Raw genomic sequence first — 19,086 nt, forward strand, 5'->3', positions numbered from 1 at the left:
GACAATTTTGCTCAAGCGACACATAATTACTTTTTTAGTATAATCACGTTTACAATTACGAGTGAGGAAATAAATTGAGAGCATTAATTAGTGTAAGTGATAAGAGTGGTGTTGAAAATTTTGCAAAAGAACTTGTAGAATTAGGTTATGAAATCATCTCAACTGGTGGTACATATAAAAAACTTCAAGAAGCAGGAATTGCAGTAATAGAAGCAAATGAAGTTACAAAATTCCCTGAGTGTTTTGAAGGAAGAGTAAAAACTTTAAATCCATATATTCATGGTGGTATTTTACATAGAAGAGATAAGCAATCTCACCTTGACCAAGCAAAAGAATTAGGTGTAGAAGGTATCGATTTAGTATGTGTAAACCTATATCCTTTTAAAGCTACTATTGAAAAAACTGATGACTTTGAAGAAATCATTGAAAATATTGATATTGGTGGACCTGCGATGGTTAGATCTGCTGCTAAAAACTTTGATTCTGTAATTATTGTAACTGATGTTGCTGATTATGATACTGTATTAGATAATCTTAAAAATGATACAAATACAGTTGAATTTAGAAGAGACATGATGATTAAAGCATATGAGCATACTGCTGCATATGATTCAATGATTGCAAATTATATGAACAAAAGATTCAACAATGGTATGGGTGAAAAACAATTCATCGTTGGTGAAAAAGTATTTGATACAAGATATGGAGAAAATCCACACCAAAAAGGTGCATTATATGAGTTTGATAAGCACTTATCTGAAAAATTCATTCCAGTAAAAGGTGAAGCATCTTTTAATAACATGGGTGATATCTCAGGAGCTGCAAAAATTGCTGCAAACTTTGGTGATGACAATGCTGTATGTATCGTAAAACATGGTAACCCTTGTGGTTTTGCTATTAAAGATACATTATTTGAATCTTATACAGAAGCTTTAAAATGTGACCCTGTTTCTGCATTTGGTGGAGTTGTTGCTGTTAACGGTGTAGTAGATGGTGAACTTGCAAAAAAAATGAATGAGATCTTCTTAGAAGTTGTATTTGCTGCAGACTTTACTGATGAAGCAATTGAAGAGTTTAACAAGAAGAAAAGACTTAAATTATTTAAACAAGGAACTGCAAAATTAGACCTTGCAAATGATGATTTCAACTTCAAGATTGTTGATGGTGGATTTGTTTACCAAGATTCTGATGTAGTTGGTGAGGATGAAGTTAAAAATGCTGAACTTAAAACTGAAAGAACTGCAACTGAACAAGAGAAAAAAGATATGGAAATTGCTGTAAAAGTAGCAGCAGGAACTAAATCTAACTGTGTTGTTTATGTAAAAGATTCTGCAGTTGTTGCTATTGGTATGGGTATGACTTCAAGAGTTGACGCAGCTAAAGCAGCACTTAGAAAAGCAGAAGACATGGGTATTGATGTAAGTGGTTCAGTACTTGCTTCTGAAGCATTCTTCCCATTTAGAGATTCTATTGATGCAGCGGCAGAAGCTGGTGTTAAATGTGTGATTGAGCCAGGTGGTTCAGTAAGAGATGATGAAGTTATTGAAGCTGCAAATGAGCATGGAATGGCTTTATACTTTACAGGTGTTAGACACTTTTTACATTAATTAAATTAGAGGAAGATTGATTTTTATAGCAATCTTTCTTCATAAATCTTCGTTGAAAGAAAAATAAATCTAGTCATTTACTGACAGTAAACTCCTAGAGTTTATTTTTCTTACTGCCTTGATTTCTTTTGAAACTTTACTTTTAAAATCAATCTTTTTATTACATATTGTAATTATTTATATTATTTAACTTATTTTTATATATAATTATAAAAATTAATAGGAGACTGTAATATGGAGTGGTTACCAATAGTCATTGCTGTTGTAGCTGTTGTTATTGCAATTTGGCAAGGGGTTTTAGCAAAAGCTCAACTTGAACAGGCAAAAATTACTAAGCAAGAGACTGAAAGAGTTCTTGAAACAATTAATGAAAAAGTTAATAAAATTGAAATGATTTCAGATGAAACAAGAAAAGATGTAAGAGAACAAATATCAAAGTTAGTAGACAAACAAGATGAAAATTTCAAAATGCTTTTAAATACACCTAAAGAAAATAGCCAAAATGAACTGATTGCAAAACTCTTACCTACATTAATGACTGATCCAGAAATGTTTAAAATGTTAGTTGAATTTGGACAACAAAAAAATAAATAGATATTAAAAGTAAGAACTCTTACTTTTAAATGTCTAATAAACTACCAATACTTAAAATTAAACCCTTGCTTCTAAACTGTGGAATTAAGTTTAATAAAGATTCTTTTCCATGTTCATTTATATGATTTACTATTAGTTCCCTTTTTGTATCTGAGTCTAAAATTAGTTCTTCAACTCTTGATACATTATTTGTTTTTATAGCTTGTAAAAGTTGCGTTGATGCAGGAATAAATGTCATTTATATTCTCCAAAATAAAAATTTATGGAATAATGACAAAAAAGTACTTAGTAAATATAAGTTTTTGTGTTACCATTTTGTAACTATATTTTTAGTTCAAACCTTCTATAAAACAGTTTTTCATATATGAAGTAAACTCTAAAAATAGTTTGCTTTGGTATTTGTCTTTATGATAAACCATAAAAAGTTCCCTTTCAAAGTTCAAATTTTTTATTTTAATTTCAAATAATTTTTTATTTTCCAACTCCTCTTTTACTGCAAGTTTAGAGATACAAGTTATTGTCTCTTTGTTATTTAGAAGTATGTTTTTTATCTCCTCAAAGTTTGATATTTCCATTGAGATATTCATTTCATCTTGATATTTTAGTTTACTTAAAAACACTTCTCTTGTCGCAGAACCTTTTTCTCTTAGAAGCCAATTATATTTATATAGTTGGTCTATATAATACTCTTTTTTAGTAAGCTCCTTATTTGATGAAACAATTATAAGGGAATCATTTGCTACTTTTTCTTTTATAATATTTGCTTCATTAAAATCACTCTCCACAAAGCCTATATCAACATTTGAGTTTAAAATAGATTCTAAAATCTCTTTTGTGTTTATTGAGTGTTTTGTAATATGAATATCATGGTTTGAAATAAATTTATAGATGCATTGAGATAGGTTTATGCTATTGAAGGTTTTACTAGAGGCAATTTTCAAATTACCCTTTAATTTATCAGAGCTAAAACTCTCTTTTGCATGAATCAACTCTAAAAAAGGTTTGTATGACTTTTCTTTAAAAACTCTTCCTCTTTCATTTAAAGTCAGCTTTCTTCCTATTCTATCAAAGAGTTTTTCATCTAGTTTCTTTTCAAGACAGTTAAGACTAATTGAAATAGCAGACTGAGTCATATTAAGTTTTTTTGCAACATTTGAAAGATTTGTTTCTTCACATAGTTTAAAAAAGATATCTAGTTCTTTAAAAGTAATCAAGAAGTTTCCTTATTAAAAATATTTATGATTATATCAAAAATAATTAATTTTACAAATATTGACTAAACTACTATAATTTCAAAAAAAGGAGAGAAAATGCGAAGATTTAAAGATAAAAACTTCTATTTTGCACTAAGCACAATATTTATACTAACACTATTTGCAAACTATATTTCGCAATTTGATTTTTTTAATAAGCTTGGATTATCTTTACTAATTATTTCTATTTTGATTGGAATGATAATAACTAATATTTTTAAAATCAGATTGCCTCAAACCTTTGATAGTGCAATTGCCTTTTGTACAAAAGAGTTATTACGACTTGCGATTGTTTTTTATGGTTTTAGATTAACTTTCAATGAAATTTTAAATATAGGTTTTGATGGAATAATTGTTAGTTTTTTAATTGTTTTTACAACATTCACTTTAGGATATATTATTGGAACAAAGGTTTTAAAACTAGATAAAGAGATTACTATTTTAACTAGTGCAGGAAGTGCTATTTGTGGAGCAGCAGCAGTTTTAGCTACTGAAGGGGCTTTAAAAAATAAAGCCTATAAAAGTGCTATTGCAGTTTCAACTGTAGTGCTGTTTGGAACTATTGCAATGTTTTTATATCCATATATGATAAAAGCTGGTTTTGTAACTTTAAATGAGGAGCAAACAGCTTTATATATTGGTGGAACATTGCATGAAGTAGCTCATGTTGTTGCCGCTGCAAATGGTTTTGAAAATGAACTTATAGAAGAAAACTCTGTAGTTGTTAAAATGTTAAGAGTTATGCTTTTAGCACCATTTTTGATAGTTGTTTCACTATTTTTAATAAATAAAAAAGAAAAGAAAGAGAAAGGAAAAGTTGTAATTCCTTGGTTTGCTGTGTTTTTTATTTTAGTTGCAGTTTTTAACTCTTTTGATTTTTTACCAAAAGAGCTAGTTTTTACTATAAATGAAATAGATACATTTATTTTAGCAATGGCAATGATGGCTTTAGGATTAAAAACAGATTTAAAAAATATAAAGCAAACTGGGTTTAGACCAATACTATTAGCAACGATACTTTTTATTTGGTTAATATTTGGAGGATTGTTTATTATTAATACAGTAACTTTATAAATAAAATGACCATGTAACAGTACTTTTAAGTTAAATAAACTATTTGTTTTAATATAATATTTTAAATTCTTAAAAGGGTTACAGTGAGTCTAAACTTTCAAAAATTAATTATTTTATTTTTGTTTTTCAATTCTTTAGTTTATGCAAAAGATTTAAAAAAGGTAACCTTACAACTCTCTTGGTTTGATCAATTTCAATTTGCAGGTTATTATGTAGCAAAAGAGCAAGGTTTTTATAAAGATTACGGTTTAGATGTAGAGATTAAACCCTTTAACTTTGGAGTAAATGTTCCCGAAGAAGTTGATGCTAAAAGAGCTGACTTTGGTGTTGATAGAGAAACACTTATACTTCAAAGAGTTCAAGGTAAAAAGCTAGTGGCTTTATATGCACTTTTTCAAGACTCACCTTTAATTCTAATATCAAAAGATGATGGAAAAATTAATAGTGTAGAAGATTTTGTTGGAAAAAAAGTAATGACTACCATTGATGACTCTAGTGAAGTATCAATAAAAGCAATGCTTCTTTCTAAAAATACAAAGATGCATGAAATCGATTTTATAAAACACTCTCATAATGTAAATGATTTAATTGAATCGAAAACTGACCTTATGTCTGCATATCTATCTAAAGCCCCATATGAACTTCAAAAAAGGAATGTTCCATATAAGGTTTTTAATCCTAAGGATTATGGCTTTGATATGTATAGTGATTTTTTATTTACAAATCAAGATATGATTGACTATGATTTAGCTACAGCTCTAGCCTTTAAGCATGCTTCTTTAAAGGGATGGCAATATGCTTATTCTCATATTGATAAAACTGTAGAGTTACTTTATACAAAATATAATGAACAAAATCTTACAAAAGAAGAGTTGAAATTTGAAGCAGAAGTTTTAAAAAGACTCTCTTTTTCTAAAACAGATGAGCTAGGACTTATTGTTCCAGAAAAGATTCAAAGAATATATGATTTATACAATGTTATGGGTTTAACACCAAATAAAATAGATTTAAATGAGTTTGTTTTATATGATAGTTTTAATGAAAAGTTAGAGCTTACAAAAACAGAAAGACACTATATAAAAAATAACAGGCATGTAAACACTTGTATCTTACCAGAATTAAAACCATATAGTTTTGTAGAGGAAAATAGCTTCCATGGTTTTGTATCTGATTACTTATCTCTAATAGCAAAAAAATCAGGACTAAAATTTGATTTGATAGAAACAGAGAACTTTAAAGAGTCTTTAGAGTTTGTAAAAAGTGGACAATGTGATATTTTAGCTTCTGCTCAGAATGTAAAAGAGAGACGAATGTTTATGAATTTTACTGAGCCATTTTTAACTACTTCTTTAGTGTTGATTACAAAAAATGAAAAAAACTTTATAGATGATATTTCAATTTTAAAAGATAAAAAAATCAGTATTTATAAAAGTTATTCTTTCAATAAAATATTAAGGGAAAAATACCCTGATATTGATTTTGTAGATGTTGAAGATTTAGAAGATGGAATATCAAAAGTTGAAGATGGTGAAATCTTTGGTCATATTGATTTCCTTTATACTGCATGGAACAAAATTCATAGTTTAGATAATGTAGATTTAAAAATTTCTGGTAAACTTGATGAAAATGTGCCTTTGGCAATTGCCATAAATAAGAATAGAATTTATCTAAATAGAATTCTTGAAAAGTCAGTAAAAAGTATTAGTGACGAGGAAAAAGATAGACTACTTAAAAAGTGGGTTGCAATAGAATATAAAAAAGAGTTTGACTATAAAACTTTTTATCAAGTAATATTTGTATTTATAATTGTACTTATAATTTTTACTTATAGACAAATTCTTCTTAAAAATATGAATAAAAAACTAAAAAGTGTAGTTGATGAAAAAACAAGAGAATTAAAGAAAATAAATCAAGACTTAGAAAAAACTATTCAAGAAGAAGTTGATAAAAACTTAAAAAAAGATGCCTTATTGACAAAACAATCAAAAATGGCAGCAATTGGTGAGATGCTTCAAAATATTGCCCACCAATGGAGACAACCTTTATCTGTAATATCTACAGGAGCTAGTGGTTTAAAACTTCAAAAAGAGATGCATGGAAAAATTGAGGATAAATTTTTAGACGAAACTTTAACAAGCATTGTTGATACATCTGTTCACCTTTCAACTACAATTGATGATTTTATGCACTTCTTTAAACCTAATGAAGAACAAAGAGTATTTAACATTAAAGATACAGTAAATAAAACACTAAATATTTTTGATTATAACTTGCATAGTGGAAAAATTAGAGTTGAAAAAGATATTGAAGATGTAAAATTAATAAACTATGAGAGTGAATTAATTCAAGTGATTATGAATATCTTAAGTAATTCAAAAGATGCTTTTGTTGAAAGACAAATAGAATATAGAATTATTTTTATCACAACTAGGGTTGAAGGAGAGTCTTTAGAGATTACTATAAAAGATACAGCAGGAGGAATTCCAAGTTCAATTTTAGATAAGATATTTAATCCATATTTTACAACAAAACATCAGTATCAAGGAACTGGAATAGGACTATTTATGTGTCAAGAGATTATTACAAAACATATGGATGGAGAGATTACTGTTTCAAATAGAGAGTTCATCCATGATGACAAAGAGTTTATAGGAGCTGAGTTTATTTTAAAATTCAAACTTAAATAGTTTGATACAATAAAAGAAACTACAGAGTAAAGATGAAGAAAAAACAGTTAAAAAAACTTTTAAAAAACTTACCACAAGAACCTGGTGTGATGGCAAGGGATAGGTTTTTTAATTCTGCTGTATTAATACCTCTTGTTAAAATAAAAAAGAAGTATTATATTTTATTTCAAAAAAGAGCAGCTCATATAAGACAAGGTGGAGATATATGCTTCCCTGGTGGAAGATATGAGCCTGATGATATTTCTTATATGCATACTGCCCTTAGAGAGACAAAAGAAGAGTTAGGTATAGATGCTAAGGATATCAAGATATTGGGGCAACTAGATACTTATGTAGCACCAATAGGAGCAGTAGTTGAACCTTTTGTTGGAAGAATAAAGAAAAAGACTTTAAAAAGTATGAAAATAGATAAAAATGAAGTTGAAAAAACTATTTTAGTTCCAGTATCATTTTTTAAAAAAAATCCACCTAAAGAGTATACTTTAAGATATGAAGTACACCCTTTTTCAATAGATGAAAAAGGAGATAAGCAGATTCATTTTCCAGTAGAGGACTTAAATCTTCCAAAGATGTACCATAAACCTTGGGGACATAAAAAACATAAGGTGTGGGTATACAAATATAAAAAAGAAGTTATTTGGGGACTTACTGCTGTTATAATTAACGATTTAATAAAAAGATTTTAAAAGGAAATATATGAATTCAATATTAATAAATCAAAGTGAAATTTTTCCATCAAAAGTTGTGTGCATTGGAAGAAATTATGTTGACCATATTAAGGAGTTAAATAATGAAACCCCTGATTCCATGGTTTTTTTCTTTAAACCTAATTCATCTATTTCAAAAAACCTTATTTTTCCTAAAGGGAATAAGAGTTGCCATTATGAAGCTGAAATATCTTTTTTAATTGAAGAAAATAAAATTTCTGCTGTCGCTTTTGGTCTTGACTTAACACTAAGAGAAGTTCAAAGTAAGCTAAAAGAAAAAGGTTTACCTTGGGAAAGAGCAAAAGCTTTTAATAACTCTGCTGTATTTTCTGATTTTAAAAGTTTTAATGGCGAGTTAGAAGAGTTAAGTGTTGAACTTTATATAAATGATGAGTTAAAACAAAAAGGTGGCGTTGATTTGATGATAAATAAGCCACAAGAGATTATTGATGAATTATTGAGTTTTTCAAGTTTTGAAGATGGTGATATTCTTATGACAGGGACTCCACAAGGAGTTGGAGAGTTTAATATAGGTGATATTTTCTTAGGGAAAATTCTCTATAAAAATGAAACAATAGTTGAGCAAAGATTTGAAGTTCTTTAAGAGTTTAAATTATTTTGATTTTTTATTTAAAGATTTTCTGCATTTAGCTACAATCGTCCAATATTTAAGAAATGGGGTTCTAAAATGAAATACAATGAACTAACTGAAGAAGAAGCATATGTAATTGAAAATAAAGGTACAGAAAGACCTTTTAGTGGTAAATATAATGACTTCTATGAAGATGGGCTTTATAAGTGTAAAAAGTGTAATGCTCCTTTATATAAATCTAGTGATAAATTCTCTTCAGGATGTGGTTGGCCAAGTTTTGACGATGAAGTTAAAGGGGCTATCAAAAGAGTTTTAGATGCTGATGGTAGAAGAGTTGAAATTGTTTGTGCAAACTGTGATGCACATTTAGGTCATGTTTTTGAGGGAGAAGGTTTTACTGCTAAAAATACAAGGCACTGTGTAAACTCTATTTCCTTAAAGTTTGAAAGTAGAAACTGTGACTGTAAAGAGCATGCCGTAGCATATTTTGCAGCAGGTTGTTTCTGGGGTGTTGAATACTACTTTGAAAAGTTAAAAGGTGTTCATAGTGCAGTTTCAGGTTATATGGGTGGGCACTTAGAAAATCCTGATTACACTGCGGTTTGTACTGGTACAACGGGTCACTTAGAGATTGTAAAAGTAGAATATGATGAGTGCCAAGTACCTTTTGAAGAGTTAACAAAACTATTTTTTGAAATCCATGATTTTACTCAAACTAATGGTCAAGGTCCTGATATTGGGCCACAATATTTATCTGCAATTTTTTATGTTGATGAAAAACAAAAAAATACAGCTTTAGAGTTAATTGATAAATTAGAGGATTTAAATTACAAAGTAGCAACTTCACTTCATGAAGCTAGTAGATTTTATGAAGCAGAAGATTATCATCAAGACTACTACGAGAAGACAGGAAAAGTTCCTTATTGTCACTCTCGTAGAGAAATATTTAAATAAAATAGAGAAAAGTTCTCTATTTTATAAAGTACCTAAAATATAGTAAACTTCTTTTCCATCTAGTTTTTGTAAGTTTACATTATATTTATTTGCCCAATGGCTTACTTCTTCATGAAACTCTTCTAAGATTTCATCTGCGTCATTTTCATCACATTTAATTTTTAAATATTTAGTAGAGTTTGATAATCCAATGTATGCATTCATTTTTTTTAAATGATCATTTAAACTAATTAAATGTTTTGAAAACTTGTTAAAATCTTTTGTTTGTGACATCACTTCTTCTGCTTGTTTAAGAGATGAGTCACTTTTTGAGTAACCTAATTGTGAAAGTAAAACTTCAGGTGATACTTCTAATTGCATGTTTCTTCCTTTTTAAAATATTTGCTTATCTTAGCAAAAAAATTGTAAATTTGTATTAAAAAATATATATTATATAGATAAATTAATCATTGAATTGAAAACTCTTTTTTCATATTATCGCTTAGGAGTTTTAAATTCTTTTCATCGACTTTACTTTTAGAGTATTTTATTAAATTTATTACATTTTTATGGAATTTTGTAAAAAAAGACTTCATTTTAGGATCAATATTATTTGTATTGTTTACATGCGCATATTCGTCAATCATTGTAATTACTAGATCATATTTTCCCATGAAAACAGCATAATTAATAGGAAGAACTCCATAGTTATCTGCAATATTTACAATTTTTTGGTCATATGAGTTTACAAGTTTAAATGTTTTACAACAATCTTTCCAAACAATATTATGAATTATAGTTCTACCTTTATTATCAACACTTTTAAAATTTGGTTTTGCTTCTAAAAGAAGTTTTGTTGTGTAGATACAATTGTTTAAAATAGCTTTATGTAATGCAGTTGCACCTAAATCATCTTTTTCATTTATATTAACTCCAAGGTTTAATAAACTTTGTAATGTTTTTAAATAAAGCCTTTGTTTTTGTGTACTTGACGTATCTGCATTATCTATTAGGTAAAATAGAATATTTTTGTGTTCTAAATCTTTTTGATTTATATTGATTCCATATCTTTTTAGAAGTTTAAAAAGTTCAAAATTATAGTAAATAATTGTATCAAAAAATAGTGGTTTTGCTTTTGAGTTGTATTTCTTTAAATCAACTTTTGTATTTTTTAATAAATACTCTAATAAATCATAATAATTATTTTCATATGAACTTTTTTCTTGTAAAGAGTAGCTTATTATTTTTTGATTTTTATAGTGTAAAATTAGTTCAATTAGTTTTTCAATTATAGTTGAGTCATCATCATCTCTGATATTTACATCAGCTCCTAACTCTAATAGTCTTTTGATTAGTTCTATATTTTGATAACCTTTATAACAAGCTTCTGTTAATACAGTTTGTCCTAAGTGATTTTTTTGATTAATATTAAATTTTTCTAGTGAAATAAAGTATTCAATTAGTTCATCATCTTCACTTCTTATTGCTTTAAAAAGAATTGTCTCTTCATCTTTATTTAAAGAGTTTACATTGATATCGAAGCTAATTAGTCTTTTGATTAGTTTAAAATGAGTAAGGCTTTCTATTATATTAAGTTTATCTTTTGCATCAAGATAGTTTTTTACAATGTAGTTTAATACAGTATTTCCTGCAAAGTCTTTATTGTTTACTTCACAACCGTACTCAATAGCTTTTTCAATTACTTTTATATTTTCAATACCTTTATTAACAGCATAAAATAGAAAGTTTTTCCCATCTTTATCCCCTAACGTAGGATTAGCTCCATGCTCTAAAAGTTTTGTTGCTAGTTCATAGTTATTGTATGCAGCTTCTTTATGTAAAATTATGTTTTTATTTTTATTAACACAGTTAATATCTATTTTTTCATTTTGTAAAACACTATCTAGTATTTCACTACTTCCATTTGATACTGCATCAAATACTAGGTTATTTCCATAGAAGTCTTTATTTCTTATATCATCTGTTTTACTTAATAAATATTTGTATGTTTTACTTCCAGCTATAATAGCTTCTTGTAAAGCTGTACGATTATAAAAATTCTTATGGTTAGTATTTGCGCCTTTTTCAACTAAAAACTTCACAACTGCTTGATTATTTGATTTTACTGCATAAAAAAGTACAGTCTCTTTGTCTTTGTTTTGTGCTTCTAAACTTAACTCTTTATCCATTAGCCATTTTATAGATTCAAGATATGCACATTTGGCACAAAGGTGTAAGAGAGTTTCTTGATTTTCATTTGTTTCATAAAGGTTAATATTTTCTGTGTAATGAAATTCTAGTTCATCTAGATTAAAGACTTTGTTAAGTAGAGCATCCCTAAAGCCATCTTTTGAAGGCTTTTTTTTATTGAAAATTTTTTTTAGCATCGTTGTTACTTTTTAATAGATAAGGGTATTATATAACTAATAGCTAAAATAATTATTAAAAAATAGAGTAAAAAATTATAAATTTAAATAATTTTTAAATTTATAAAAAGGTCTTAAAGGCTATTATGCAATAGAAAACTCTTTTTTCATATTCTCACTTAAGATTCGTAAGTTTTTAAAGTCAACTTTTGTTTTTGCATGTTTAGTAAGTTCATCTAAGTTATTATGGAATTTTTTAAAGAAGTCTTTCATTTTAGGGTCAATTTTATTTGTATTATTTACATGGGCAAACTCTTCAATCATACTAATTACTAAGTCATATCTTCCCATAAAAACAGCATAGTTAATTGGTAAAATACCATATTTATCAGCAATATTAATAACCTCATTATCATAAGAGTGAATAAGTTTAAAGGTTTTTGTACAATCTCTCCATACAACATTATGAATAAATGTTCTACCTTTATTATCAACACTTCTATAGTTTGGTTTAGAGTCAAGTAAAAGTTTAACTGTATGAATTGAGCTATTTAAAATAGCTTGATGAACAACTGTTGCACCAGTATCATTTTTAGCATTTACATTAACTCCTAGATTTATCAAACTTTGCATTGTTTTTAAATAAAGCTTTTGTTTTTGAGTTGTAGAAGTATCAGCATTTTCAATTAAGTATGAAAGCACGCTGTTTTGATTTAAATCTTTTTGGTTTAAATCTATTCCATTTGCTTTAAGTAGAGTAAAAAGCTCAAAGTTATAGTGAGTTATTACATCAAAAAATATAGGTTTAGATTTTGATGTAAAGTTATTTAGATTTATTTTTGTATTTCTTAATAGGTATTTTACTAGTTCAAAATAGTTGTTTTCAGAAGAACTTTTCTCAAGTAAATGTAAATCTATTTCTTTGTGGTTTTTATAGTGAAGAATTAATTCTATTAATTTCTCAATAAGAGTTGCATTTTTTTTGTCTCTAATATTAACATCAGCCCCATAGTTTAATAAAGCTTTAATAACTTCAATATTTCTAAAACCTTTTAAACAAGCTTCCATTAAAACAGTTTCACCATAATAGTTTTGCTGGTTAATATTTATATTTTCAATACCTAAAAAAAGATTGATTAGTTTTGTGTCTTCTTCTTTTATAGCTTGAAAAAGTATATTTTCTTCTCTTTTATCTAGATTGTTTATATCTATATTAAAATCTAATAGTTTCTTAATAATCTTAAAATAAGAAAGAGCAGAGTTAGAGTTTTTTTCTTTTAAATAGTTATTAACAGCATAACTTAATACTGTATCTCTATTTTTATTTATGCAGTTAATATCTACATTTTTATTTTTTAAAACAGTATCTAAAACTTCATCATTACTACTTGATACGGCATGAAAAAGTATGCTATTTCCATAAAAGTCTTTATTGTTAACTTCTTCTGTATGTTCTAGTAGATATTTGTATGTTCTACTTTCTAAAAGAATTGCTTCTTGTAAAGGTGTACGGTTGTAAAAGTTTTTGTGGTTTACATTTGCACCTTGTTCCACTAGATATTTTACTGTTAATAGATTATTTGATTTTACTGCATAAAAAAGTACAGTCTCTTTATCTTCTGTTTGAGCTTCAAGACTTAAACCTTTATTTAGAAGCCATTTTATAGATTCTAGATAAGCGAATTTTGCACAAAGATGTAATAATGTTTCTTTTTTTTCAGTAGTTTTAAATAGATTAATTTTATTGCTATAATGAAATTCAATCTCATCTGGATTAAATATTTTATTAAATAAGGCATTTTTAAAACCTTCAGAAGAAGGTTGTTTTTTATTAAAAATATTTTTTAGCATCGTTATTTCTTTTATCTAATGTATAGATATTATATAATCAATAGCTAAAAAAAGTCATAAAATATCAGTTTAAAAGGAAAAATATGAGTGTTTTGTTAAGTATGGCAATGTTTCCAACGGATAAAACAGAAAGTAAAAGTGAATATGTTTCAGAAGTTATAAAAGTTATTAGAGAATCTGGTTTTAATTATCAGTTAACTTCTATGTCAACAACAATAGAAACAGATAAAATGTCTGAGGCTTTAGGAATTGTTCAAAAGTGTTATGAAAAGCTTGAAGAGTTAGGTTGTAATAGGGTTTATTCTACTTTGACTTTTGATATTAGAAAAGAAAAAGACAATAGACTGAAAACAAAAGTTCAATCTATTGAGAATAAGATAGGAGAAGTATCAAAATAAGCTAGGCTGATTTTGATCATCTACTCCTTTTAGTTTGAAACTAAATCTGTGTTCTTCACATCTTCCAAACTCTTTAATAGCTTCTACATGAGCTTTTGTTCCATAACCTTTATGTTTTTCGAACGAGTAGTTTGGATATTTTGAAGCTATATCACACATATATCTATCTCGACTAACTTTTGCTAAGATAGAAGCTGCACTTACTTCTTGAACTGTAGCATCTGCTTTTATTTTGTGTTGTAAAGTCTCTATTCCAAAAGAGGTATTTCCATCCATTAGAAAATCACTTGTTTCATCTTTTAAATTATCCATAATCTCTTTTATCGATGCTTTCAAACAAGCACTTAGACCTTTTTCATCAATAGTTTTAGAATCAGTAAATACAATATGATAAGAACAGTTTTGTTTTATTTCATCAAAAAGCTTTTCTCTTCTTTTTTCTGTAAGTTGCTTTGAGTCATTTAGACCTTCTATTTCTTTATTTATAATTGCACCAGCAACAACAAGTGGTCCTGCAATAGGACCTCGTCCAGCTTCATCTATTCCACAAAGTGACATATTTTTCTATACTCCAAAAATTAAATGTTTTTTTGTATAATAGTAGATTGTTTATTAAAAAGTGGGAAGAGTAATGTATAAAGTTGTAGGGATAGTTTCAGTTATTATTTTAGGTTTATTTTCATATTTTAGTTTTTTTAGTAATAATGAAATAAAAATAGGTTTTTTAGGTGGTTTAAGTGGAAAATACTCAAACTTAGGACACTCTTTGTTAAATGGAATGACTTTAGCCTTAGAAGAAGAAAATTTCAAAATCAATGAAAAGAAAGTAAAAATTATTTCAAAAGATGATAGACAAAGACCTACCTTTGCAAAGCTTGCCGTTACAGAGTTTAAAAAAGAAGATGTGAACTTGATTTTAGGAAGTGGAACAAGCTCTATGACCAAAATAGCTTTAGAGTCTTTTGATGAAAATTATATGCCTACATTAATTTCTGCCTCAGCTAGTTCAAATACTTTCTCTAAAAAAGATGATAACTTCTTTAGAACACAAGTTTCTCAATCAGAAGCAAGTTTTGAAAAACTAAGTAAATACCTTTTATCTAATAACTTAAAAAGTATCTATGCAATTTATGATTCTAACAACCGTGCTTATAGTGAAAGTTACGCTAGTAATTTCGAGAGTTCTTTTAAAAAACTTGGGGGAAATCCCTTTGTCAAACTAAAAGCGTTGTCGAAAGATTTTTCACATATTACAGAGGATATTAAAAAAAGAGAAGATATTGATGCTATTATAATTATTGCAAATACAATCGATACAGCTAAACTAGTTCAGTTTTTAAGAATTAGTGATATTGAAAAAACAGTTATTGGTTCAAGTTGGTCAAAAAGTTCTAAACTACTTGAAGATGGTGGTAAGTATGTAGAAGGAATGATTTTCTTAACTTCATATAATAATAGTTCAAAGAATGAAAAATATTTAAATTTTGTTAAAAAATATGAAAAAAAATATAAAACAAAACCTTCTGTCTTTGCTTCTCAATCATATGAAACAACTAAAATTATAATTGAAGTATTAAAGAAAAATGAAAATATAAAAGAGTTTAAAGATACACTTTTAAGTATCAAAAAGTTTGAAGGACTACAAGGTGAAATAGAGTTTGATAAGTATGGAGATGTAAAAAGAGATTATATTCTTATGAAAGTTAAAAATGGTCAATATAAACCTATATAAGGAAATATTATGAAAAAACTTTTAATTTTATTTTTAGTAATAGTTATATTTGTAGTTATAGTTTCCCTTCTGTTTTATAAAGAAAAAGAACCTGTTAAGATAGGCTTTATTGGGGCTTTAACAGGAAAATATTCTGTCCTTGGTAATGCAATGGTAAACGGAGTTTTATTATCATTCGAAGAAGTAAACTATGAAGTTAATGGAAGAAAAATAGATATTGTTTTTAAAGATGATAAACAAGATGAAGACTTAAATAAAAATATTATCAATGAGTTTTTGAGAAATGATATAAAAATCATTATAGGAAATGTTACTAGTTCAATGTCTAAAGTTACTATGTCTATAATCAATGACTATGATGATATGTTTATGATTTCAGCATCTTCTGCTAGTAATGAATTTTCAGGAAAAGATGATAACTTTTTTAGAGTTCATGTTGCAAACAATACTCAAAGGTTTGATTCTTTTACTAACTATGTAATAAATAACGGTTTTAAGAGAGTCTATGGAATATATGACCCTTATAATGCGACTTATGCAAAGGATTATTTAATCAACTTTGAGAAAAGTTTAGTATCAAAAGGAGAAAAACCTCTTCTTTCATATTCAAAAACAAACACAAGTTTAGACTTTCTAGTCAATGATATAAGAAAAAAGAATCCTGATTTAATAATTATTTGTGCAAACTCCGTTGATTCTGCTAGAGTTATTCAATATATTAGATTAAAAGGTATCAAAACACAAATCGCATCATCTGAATGGGCAAGAACACCATCTTTTATTGAAAATGCAGGTAAAGCAGCAGAGGGTGTTATTTTTAATATTGATTATGATGAAAACTCTGCTAATCCAAGCTATAAAGAGTTTGTTCACAACTATAAAAGAAAGTATGATATATCTCCTTCTATGTATGCTTCAAAGGCTTATGAGATTGGTAAAATTTTATTGGAAGTATTAGAAAAGGGTGATGAAACTCAAATAAAAAGAAACTTATTATTCCAAAAAGAGTTTGAAGGTGTTCAAGATAAGATTTTATTTGATGAGTATGGAGATGTTATCAGAAGTTATTATAATTTTAAAGTTAAAAATGGGGAGTTTGTAAAAGTAGATGAATAAAATAAAGAGTTTAAAAAGAGAGATACTTCAACTTTTAGTTTTATTTTCAATCTCAGTAATTATAATTGTTGGAATATTAACAATATGGAAGCTTTATAATTCAAAAGTGGAGATTATTAATCATAATCAAAATCTTATTTTAAAGCAAGTGGGTAAAGAAGTTGAGCAGTTACTTCAAGATATAGAAGATATTTCAGTATATATTTCTAAGAACTATTTTAATAATCATATGGTTCTTAAAAATCTTGTGGAAACAAATAAAAACATCTCTTCTATATTAGTTTTAGATGAAAAAGGAATCATCGAAGACTTTTATGCAATATCTAATCTAAATATCTATAAAGGCTTTGATTATTCAAACAAAAACTATTTTAAAAAGATAAAAGATCATAGAAAATATTACTGGAGTAATGTATTTTTATCTTCAGTTGATGAAGAGCCAACTATTTCTTATAGTTTTAAAATGAATAATAAAATTGGTGTTATTATGATTAAATTAACTGAGTTGTCAAACTTCATACAAAGATTTAAAAATACTGATAACTCTCATATGTTAAGAATATTTGATGAAACAGGAATTATGGTTTTAAATCCTGATTCAAAGCAGTATGTACTTCAAAGATTTAATGCAAGTTCTTCTTCTGTTTATACTGACTTAATAAATAAAGAAAAGCCTTTTAAACAAGCAATTTTTACAGGAGTTACTAAAAAGGGTAAACAACTAGGTACTTATATCAAAGTTAAAAAAACTGGTTGGAGTATTTTAGTTAGACAAAGCCATGATGATATTTTAAAGTCTTTAAGTTCAATTATTGTTTCTATTGTTTTAGTAGTATTATTCTTTAGTATTATTGCAATTTTCCTTGCAATAAGAATCTCTCAAAAAATTTTTACAGCTTTTGATAACTTACAATTAATCACATCAAGAATTTCTGATGGTAATTATAATTTGAAAGTAGAAGAACTACATTATGAAGAGTTAAATAATCTTCTTGAAAGTTTTAATAAAATGCAAATTGAAATTGATAAAAGAGAAGATAATTTAGAGAAATCATTAAGTAGTTTTAAAGGACTTTTTAATTCTACAATGGAGTCAATTATTCTTTCTAAAGATGGAAAGATATTAGATATAAATGATGTAAGTTTAAAACTATTCCAATCAAGAAGTAAAAAAGAGTTTATAAATAAATCTTTATTTGATTTTATAGATGAAAATTATCATAAGATAGTAAAGTCAAATCTAATAAAAAACACTGACCCCTATGAAGTTGAATTAATAAAATTAAATGGAAAAAGATTCCAAGCCTTAGTTCAAGGTAAGATTTTAGAGTTTGAAGGTGAAGATGTAAGGTTAACTGCTGTTATTGATATTACAGAGCTAAAACAAAAAGACCAATTATTATTCCAACAAAGTAAGATGGCATCAATGGGTGAGATGATTGGAAATATTGCCCACCAATGGAGACAACCTTTAAATACAATTAGTACTTGTGCAAGTGGAATTAAGTTTGAAAAAGAGTTTGGTGTTTTAAATAATGATAGAGTTGCTGATACCATGGATATTATTGTTGAAAATACTCAATTCTTATCAAAAACAATTGATGACTTTAGGAACTTCTTTAAATCTGATAAAAAGACAGAGAGGTTTATTACTAGGCTTATAATTAAAAGAGCACTTAAACTATTAGATGCAAGTCTAAAAAACCATGAAATAGAACTATTTGAAAACTATTTGGAAGAAGAACTTTTATATGAAGGTCTTTCAAATGAGTTTATTCAAGTTTTTGTAAATATTATAAATAACTCAAAAGATGCCTTTATTGCAAATAATGTAGAGCATAAAGTAATATACATAAATGAGAGTATTGAAGCTAATAATTATGTTTTAGAGATTAAAGATAATGCAGGGGGAATTCCTGAGAATATTATTGATAAAATATTTGAACCATACTTTACTACTAAACATAAAGCACAAGGAACAGGAATAGGTTTATATATGTCTCATCAAATTATTGCTGATCATATGCATGGAAATATAAAAGCAGAAAATATAAATATAAACTATGATAATAAGCACTATAAAGGTGCTTCTTTTAAAATCTTATTACCACTAAATAATAGTACTTGACAAAATATGACTCAAGTGCTATAATTTTATTAGCAGTTGAATTAAAGG

At 27.0% G+C, this 19,086-nt stretch carries 17 protein-coding genes; 11 read left to right on the plus strand and 6 right to left on the minus strand.

Annotated features, from left to right (window positions below):
* Window positions 1–74 precede the first annotated feature (74 nt).
* The gene (gene purH / locus CRV02_RS11880; RefSeq protein WP_129090503.1) at window positions 75–1,607 is read left to right on the plus strand and encodes a bifunctional phosphoribosylaminoimidazolecarboxamide formyltransferase/IMP cyclohydrolase; all 1,533 of its coding nucleotides are present in this window, start codon (window positions 75–77) and stop codon (window positions 1,605–1,607) included.
* 234 nt (window positions 1,608–1,841) lie between these two features.
* The gene (locus tag CRV02_RS11885) at window positions 1,842–2,201 is read left to right on the plus strand and encodes a hypothetical protein (RefSeq protein ID WP_129090504.1); all 360 of its coding nucleotides are present in this window, start codon (window positions 1,842–1,844) and stop codon (window positions 2,199–2,201) included.
* A 25-nt stretch (window positions 2,202–2,226) separates the two neighbouring features.
* Here the strand turns inward: CRV02_RS11885 and CRV02_RS11890 are convergent, their stop codons facing one another.
* Entirely contained in the window at window positions 2,227–2,439 is a 213-nt protein-coding gene (locus tag CRV02_RS11890; RefSeq protein ID WP_129090505.1) for a hypothetical protein, read from the minus strand.
* 91 nt (window positions 2,440–2,530) lie between these two features.
* A complete protein-coding gene (locus tag CRV02_RS11895; RefSeq protein WP_258239298.1) occupies window positions 2,531–3,415 on the minus strand; it encodes a LysR family transcriptional regulator in 885 nt (294 codons plus the stop codon).
* 96 nt (window positions 3,416–3,511) lie between these two features.
* Here CRV02_RS11895 and CRV02_RS11900 point away from each other — a divergent pair, with 96 nt between their 5' ends.
* From CRV02_RS11900 to CRV02_RS11920, 5 genes are all read left to right on the plus strand, one after another.
* Entirely contained in the window at window positions 3,512–4,528 is a 1,017-nt protein-coding gene (locus CRV02_RS11900; RefSeq protein WP_129090506.1) for a YeiH family protein, read from the plus strand.
* Window positions 4,529–4,611: 83 nt separating this feature from the next.
* Complete coding sequence (locus CRV02_RS11905; RefSeq protein ID WP_129090507.1) at window positions 4,612–7,215, plus strand: ABC transporter substrate-binding protein; 2,604 nt, start codon at window positions 4,612–4,614, stop codon at window positions 7,213–7,215.
* Window positions 7,216–7,247: 32 nt separating this feature from the next.
* Window positions 7,248–7,901 (plus strand): CoA pyrophosphatase, encoded by a 654-nt coding sequence (locus CRV02_RS11910; RefSeq protein WP_129090508.1) that lies wholly within the window; start codon window positions 7,248–7,250, stop codon window positions 7,899–7,901.
* Between the two features lie 10 nt (window positions 7,902–7,911).
* Window positions 7,912–8,526, plus strand: coding sequence for a fumarylacetoacetate hydrolase family protein (locus tag CRV02_RS11915; RefSeq protein WP_129090509.1), 615 nt, complete (start codon window positions 7,912–7,914; stop codon window positions 8,524–8,526).
* Between the two features lie 84 nt (window positions 8,527–8,610).
* The gene (locus tag CRV02_RS11920) at window positions 8,611–9,468 is read left to right on the plus strand and encodes a bifunctional methionine sulfoxide reductase B/A protein (RefSeq protein ID WP_129090510.1); all 858 of its coding nucleotides are present in this window, start codon (window positions 8,611–8,613) and stop codon (window positions 9,466–9,468) included.
* 21 nt (window positions 9,469–9,489) lie between these two features.
* Here the strand turns inward: CRV02_RS11920 and CRV02_RS11925 are convergent, their stop codons facing one another.
* The 3 genes from CRV02_RS11925 to CRV02_RS11935 form a co-directional block, all read right to left on the minus strand.
* Complete coding sequence (locus tag CRV02_RS11925) at window positions 9,490–9,828, minus strand: hypothetical protein (RefSeq protein ID WP_129085508.1); 339 nt, start codon at window positions 9,826–9,828, stop codon at window positions 9,490–9,492.
* 86 nt (window positions 9,829–9,914) lie between these two features.
* Complete coding sequence (locus tag CRV02_RS11930; protein WP_129090511.1) at window positions 9,915–11,834, minus strand: ankyrin repeat domain-containing protein; 1,920 nt, start codon at window positions 11,832–11,834, stop codon at window positions 9,915–9,917.
* 123 nt (window positions 11,835–11,957) lie between these two features.
* A complete protein-coding gene (locus CRV02_RS11935; protein WP_129090512.1) occupies window positions 11,958–13,664 on the minus strand; it encodes an ankyrin repeat domain-containing protein in 1,707 nt (568 codons plus the stop codon).
* Between the two features lie 83 nt (window positions 13,665–13,747).
* Here CRV02_RS11935 and CRV02_RS11940 point away from each other — a divergent pair, with 83 nt between their 5' ends.
* Window positions 13,748–14,062: an MTH1187 family thiamine-binding protein gene (locus CRV02_RS11940; RefSeq protein ID WP_129090513.1), complete on the plus strand. Its 315-nt coding sequence runs from the start codon at window positions 13,748–13,750 to the stop codon at window positions 14,060–14,062.
* Here the strand turns inward: CRV02_RS11940 and CRV02_RS11945 are convergent.
* The gene (locus tag CRV02_RS11945) at window positions 14,054–14,620 is read right to left on the minus strand and encodes a ribonuclease HII (protein WP_129085504.1); all 567 of its coding nucleotides are present in this window, start codon (window positions 14,618–14,620) and stop codon (window positions 14,054–14,056) included. The two genes, CRV02_RS11940 and CRV02_RS11945, sit on opposite strands and share 9 nt — an antisense overlap.
* A 73-nt stretch (window positions 14,621–14,693) precedes the next feature.
* Here CRV02_RS11945 and CRV02_RS11950 point away from each other — a divergent pair, with 73 nt between their 5' ends.
* Genes CRV02_RS11950 through CRV02_RS11960 form a run of 3 tightly spaced genes read left to right on the plus strand, consistent with a single transcriptional unit; the run spans window position 14,694 to window position 19,038 of the window.
* Window positions 14,694–15,794 (plus strand): ABC transporter substrate-binding protein, encoded by a 1,101-nt coding sequence (locus tag CRV02_RS11950; RefSeq protein ID WP_129090514.1) that lies wholly within the window; start codon window positions 14,694–14,696, stop codon window positions 15,792–15,794.
* 9 nt (window positions 15,795–15,803) lie between these two features.
* Window positions 15,804–16,910 carry an ABC transporter substrate-binding protein gene (locus CRV02_RS11955; protein WP_129090515.1) on the plus strand — a complete coding sequence of 369 codons (1,107 nt, stop codon included), beginning with the start codon at window positions 15,804–15,806 and terminating at the stop codon, window positions 16,908–16,910.
* Window positions 16,903–19,038 carry an ATP-binding protein gene (locus tag CRV02_RS11960; RefSeq protein WP_129090516.1) on the plus strand — a complete coding sequence of 712 codons (2,136 nt, stop codon included), beginning with the start codon at window positions 16,903–16,905 and terminating at the stop codon, window positions 19,036–19,038. The genes CRV02_RS11955 and CRV02_RS11960 overlap by 8 nt, the downstream gene beginning before the upstream one ends.
* Window positions 19,039–19,086 lie beyond the last annotated feature (48 nt).

It is taken from the genome of Arcobacter sp. CECT 8989 (genome assembly GCF_004116715.1).
In the GTDB taxonomy this organism is placed as follows: Bacteria; Campylobacterota; Campylobacteria; order Campylobacterales; family Arcobacteraceae; genus Halarcobacter.

What these genes read in the sequence shown, in the direction of transcription:
- CRV02_RS11960 (WP_129090516.1), top strand. Translation starts at nt 16,903, where the DNA reads ATGAATAAAATAAAGAGTTTAAAAAGAGAGATACTTCAACTTTTAGTT.
- CRV02_RS11925 (WP_129085508.1), bottom strand. Translation starts at nt 9,828, where the DNA reads ATGCAATTAGAAGTATCACCTGAAGTTTTACTTTCACAATTAGGTTAC.
- CRV02_RS11910 (WP_129090508.1), top strand. Translation starts at nt 7,248, where the DNA reads ATGAAGAAAAAACAGTTAAAAAAACTTTTAAAAAACTTACCACAAGAA.
- CRV02_RS11935 (WP_129090512.1), bottom strand. Translation starts at nt 13,664, where the DNA reads ATGCTAAAAAATATTTTTAATAAAAAACAACCTTCTTCTGAAGGTTTT.
- CRV02_RS11885 (WP_129090504.1), top strand. Translation starts at nt 1,842, where the DNA reads ATGGAGTGGTTACCAATAGTCATTGCTGTTGTAGCTGTTGTTATTGCA.
- CRV02_RS11915 (WP_129090509.1), top strand. Translation starts at nt 7,912, where the DNA reads ATGAATTCAATATTAATAAATCAAAGTGAAATTTTTCCATCAAAAGTT.
- CRV02_RS11930 (WP_129090511.1), bottom strand. Translation starts at nt 11,834, where the DNA reads ATGCTAAAAAAAATTTTCAATAAAAAAAAGCCTTCAAAAGATGGCTTT.
- CRV02_RS11955 (WP_129090515.1), top strand. Translation starts at nt 15,804, where the DNA reads ATGAAAAAACTTTTAATTTTATTTTTAGTAATAGTTATATTTGTAGTT.
- CRV02_RS11940 (WP_129090513.1), top strand. Translation starts at nt 13,748, where the DNA reads ATGAGTGTTTTGTTAAGTATGGCAATGTTTCCAACGGATAAAACAGAA.
- CRV02_RS11945 (WP_129085504.1), bottom strand. Translation starts at nt 14,620, where the DNA reads ATGTCACTTTGTGGAATAGATGAAGCTGGACGAGGTCCTATTGCAGGA.
- CRV02_RS11900 (WP_129090506.1), top strand. Translation starts at nt 3,512, where the DNA reads ATGCGAAGATTTAAAGATAAAAACTTCTATTTTGCACTAAGCACAATA.
- CRV02_RS11920 (WP_129090510.1), top strand. Translation starts at nt 8,611, where the DNA reads ATGAAATACAATGAACTAACTGAAGAAGAAGCATATGTAATTGAAAAT.
- CRV02_RS11890 (WP_129090505.1), bottom strand. Translation starts at nt 2,439, where the DNA reads ATGACATTTATTCCTGCATCAACGCAACTTTTACAAGCTATAAAAACA.
- CRV02_RS11950 (WP_129090514.1), top strand. Translation starts at nt 14,694, where the DNA reads ATGTATAAAGTTGTAGGGATAGTTTCAGTTATTATTTTAGGTTTATTT.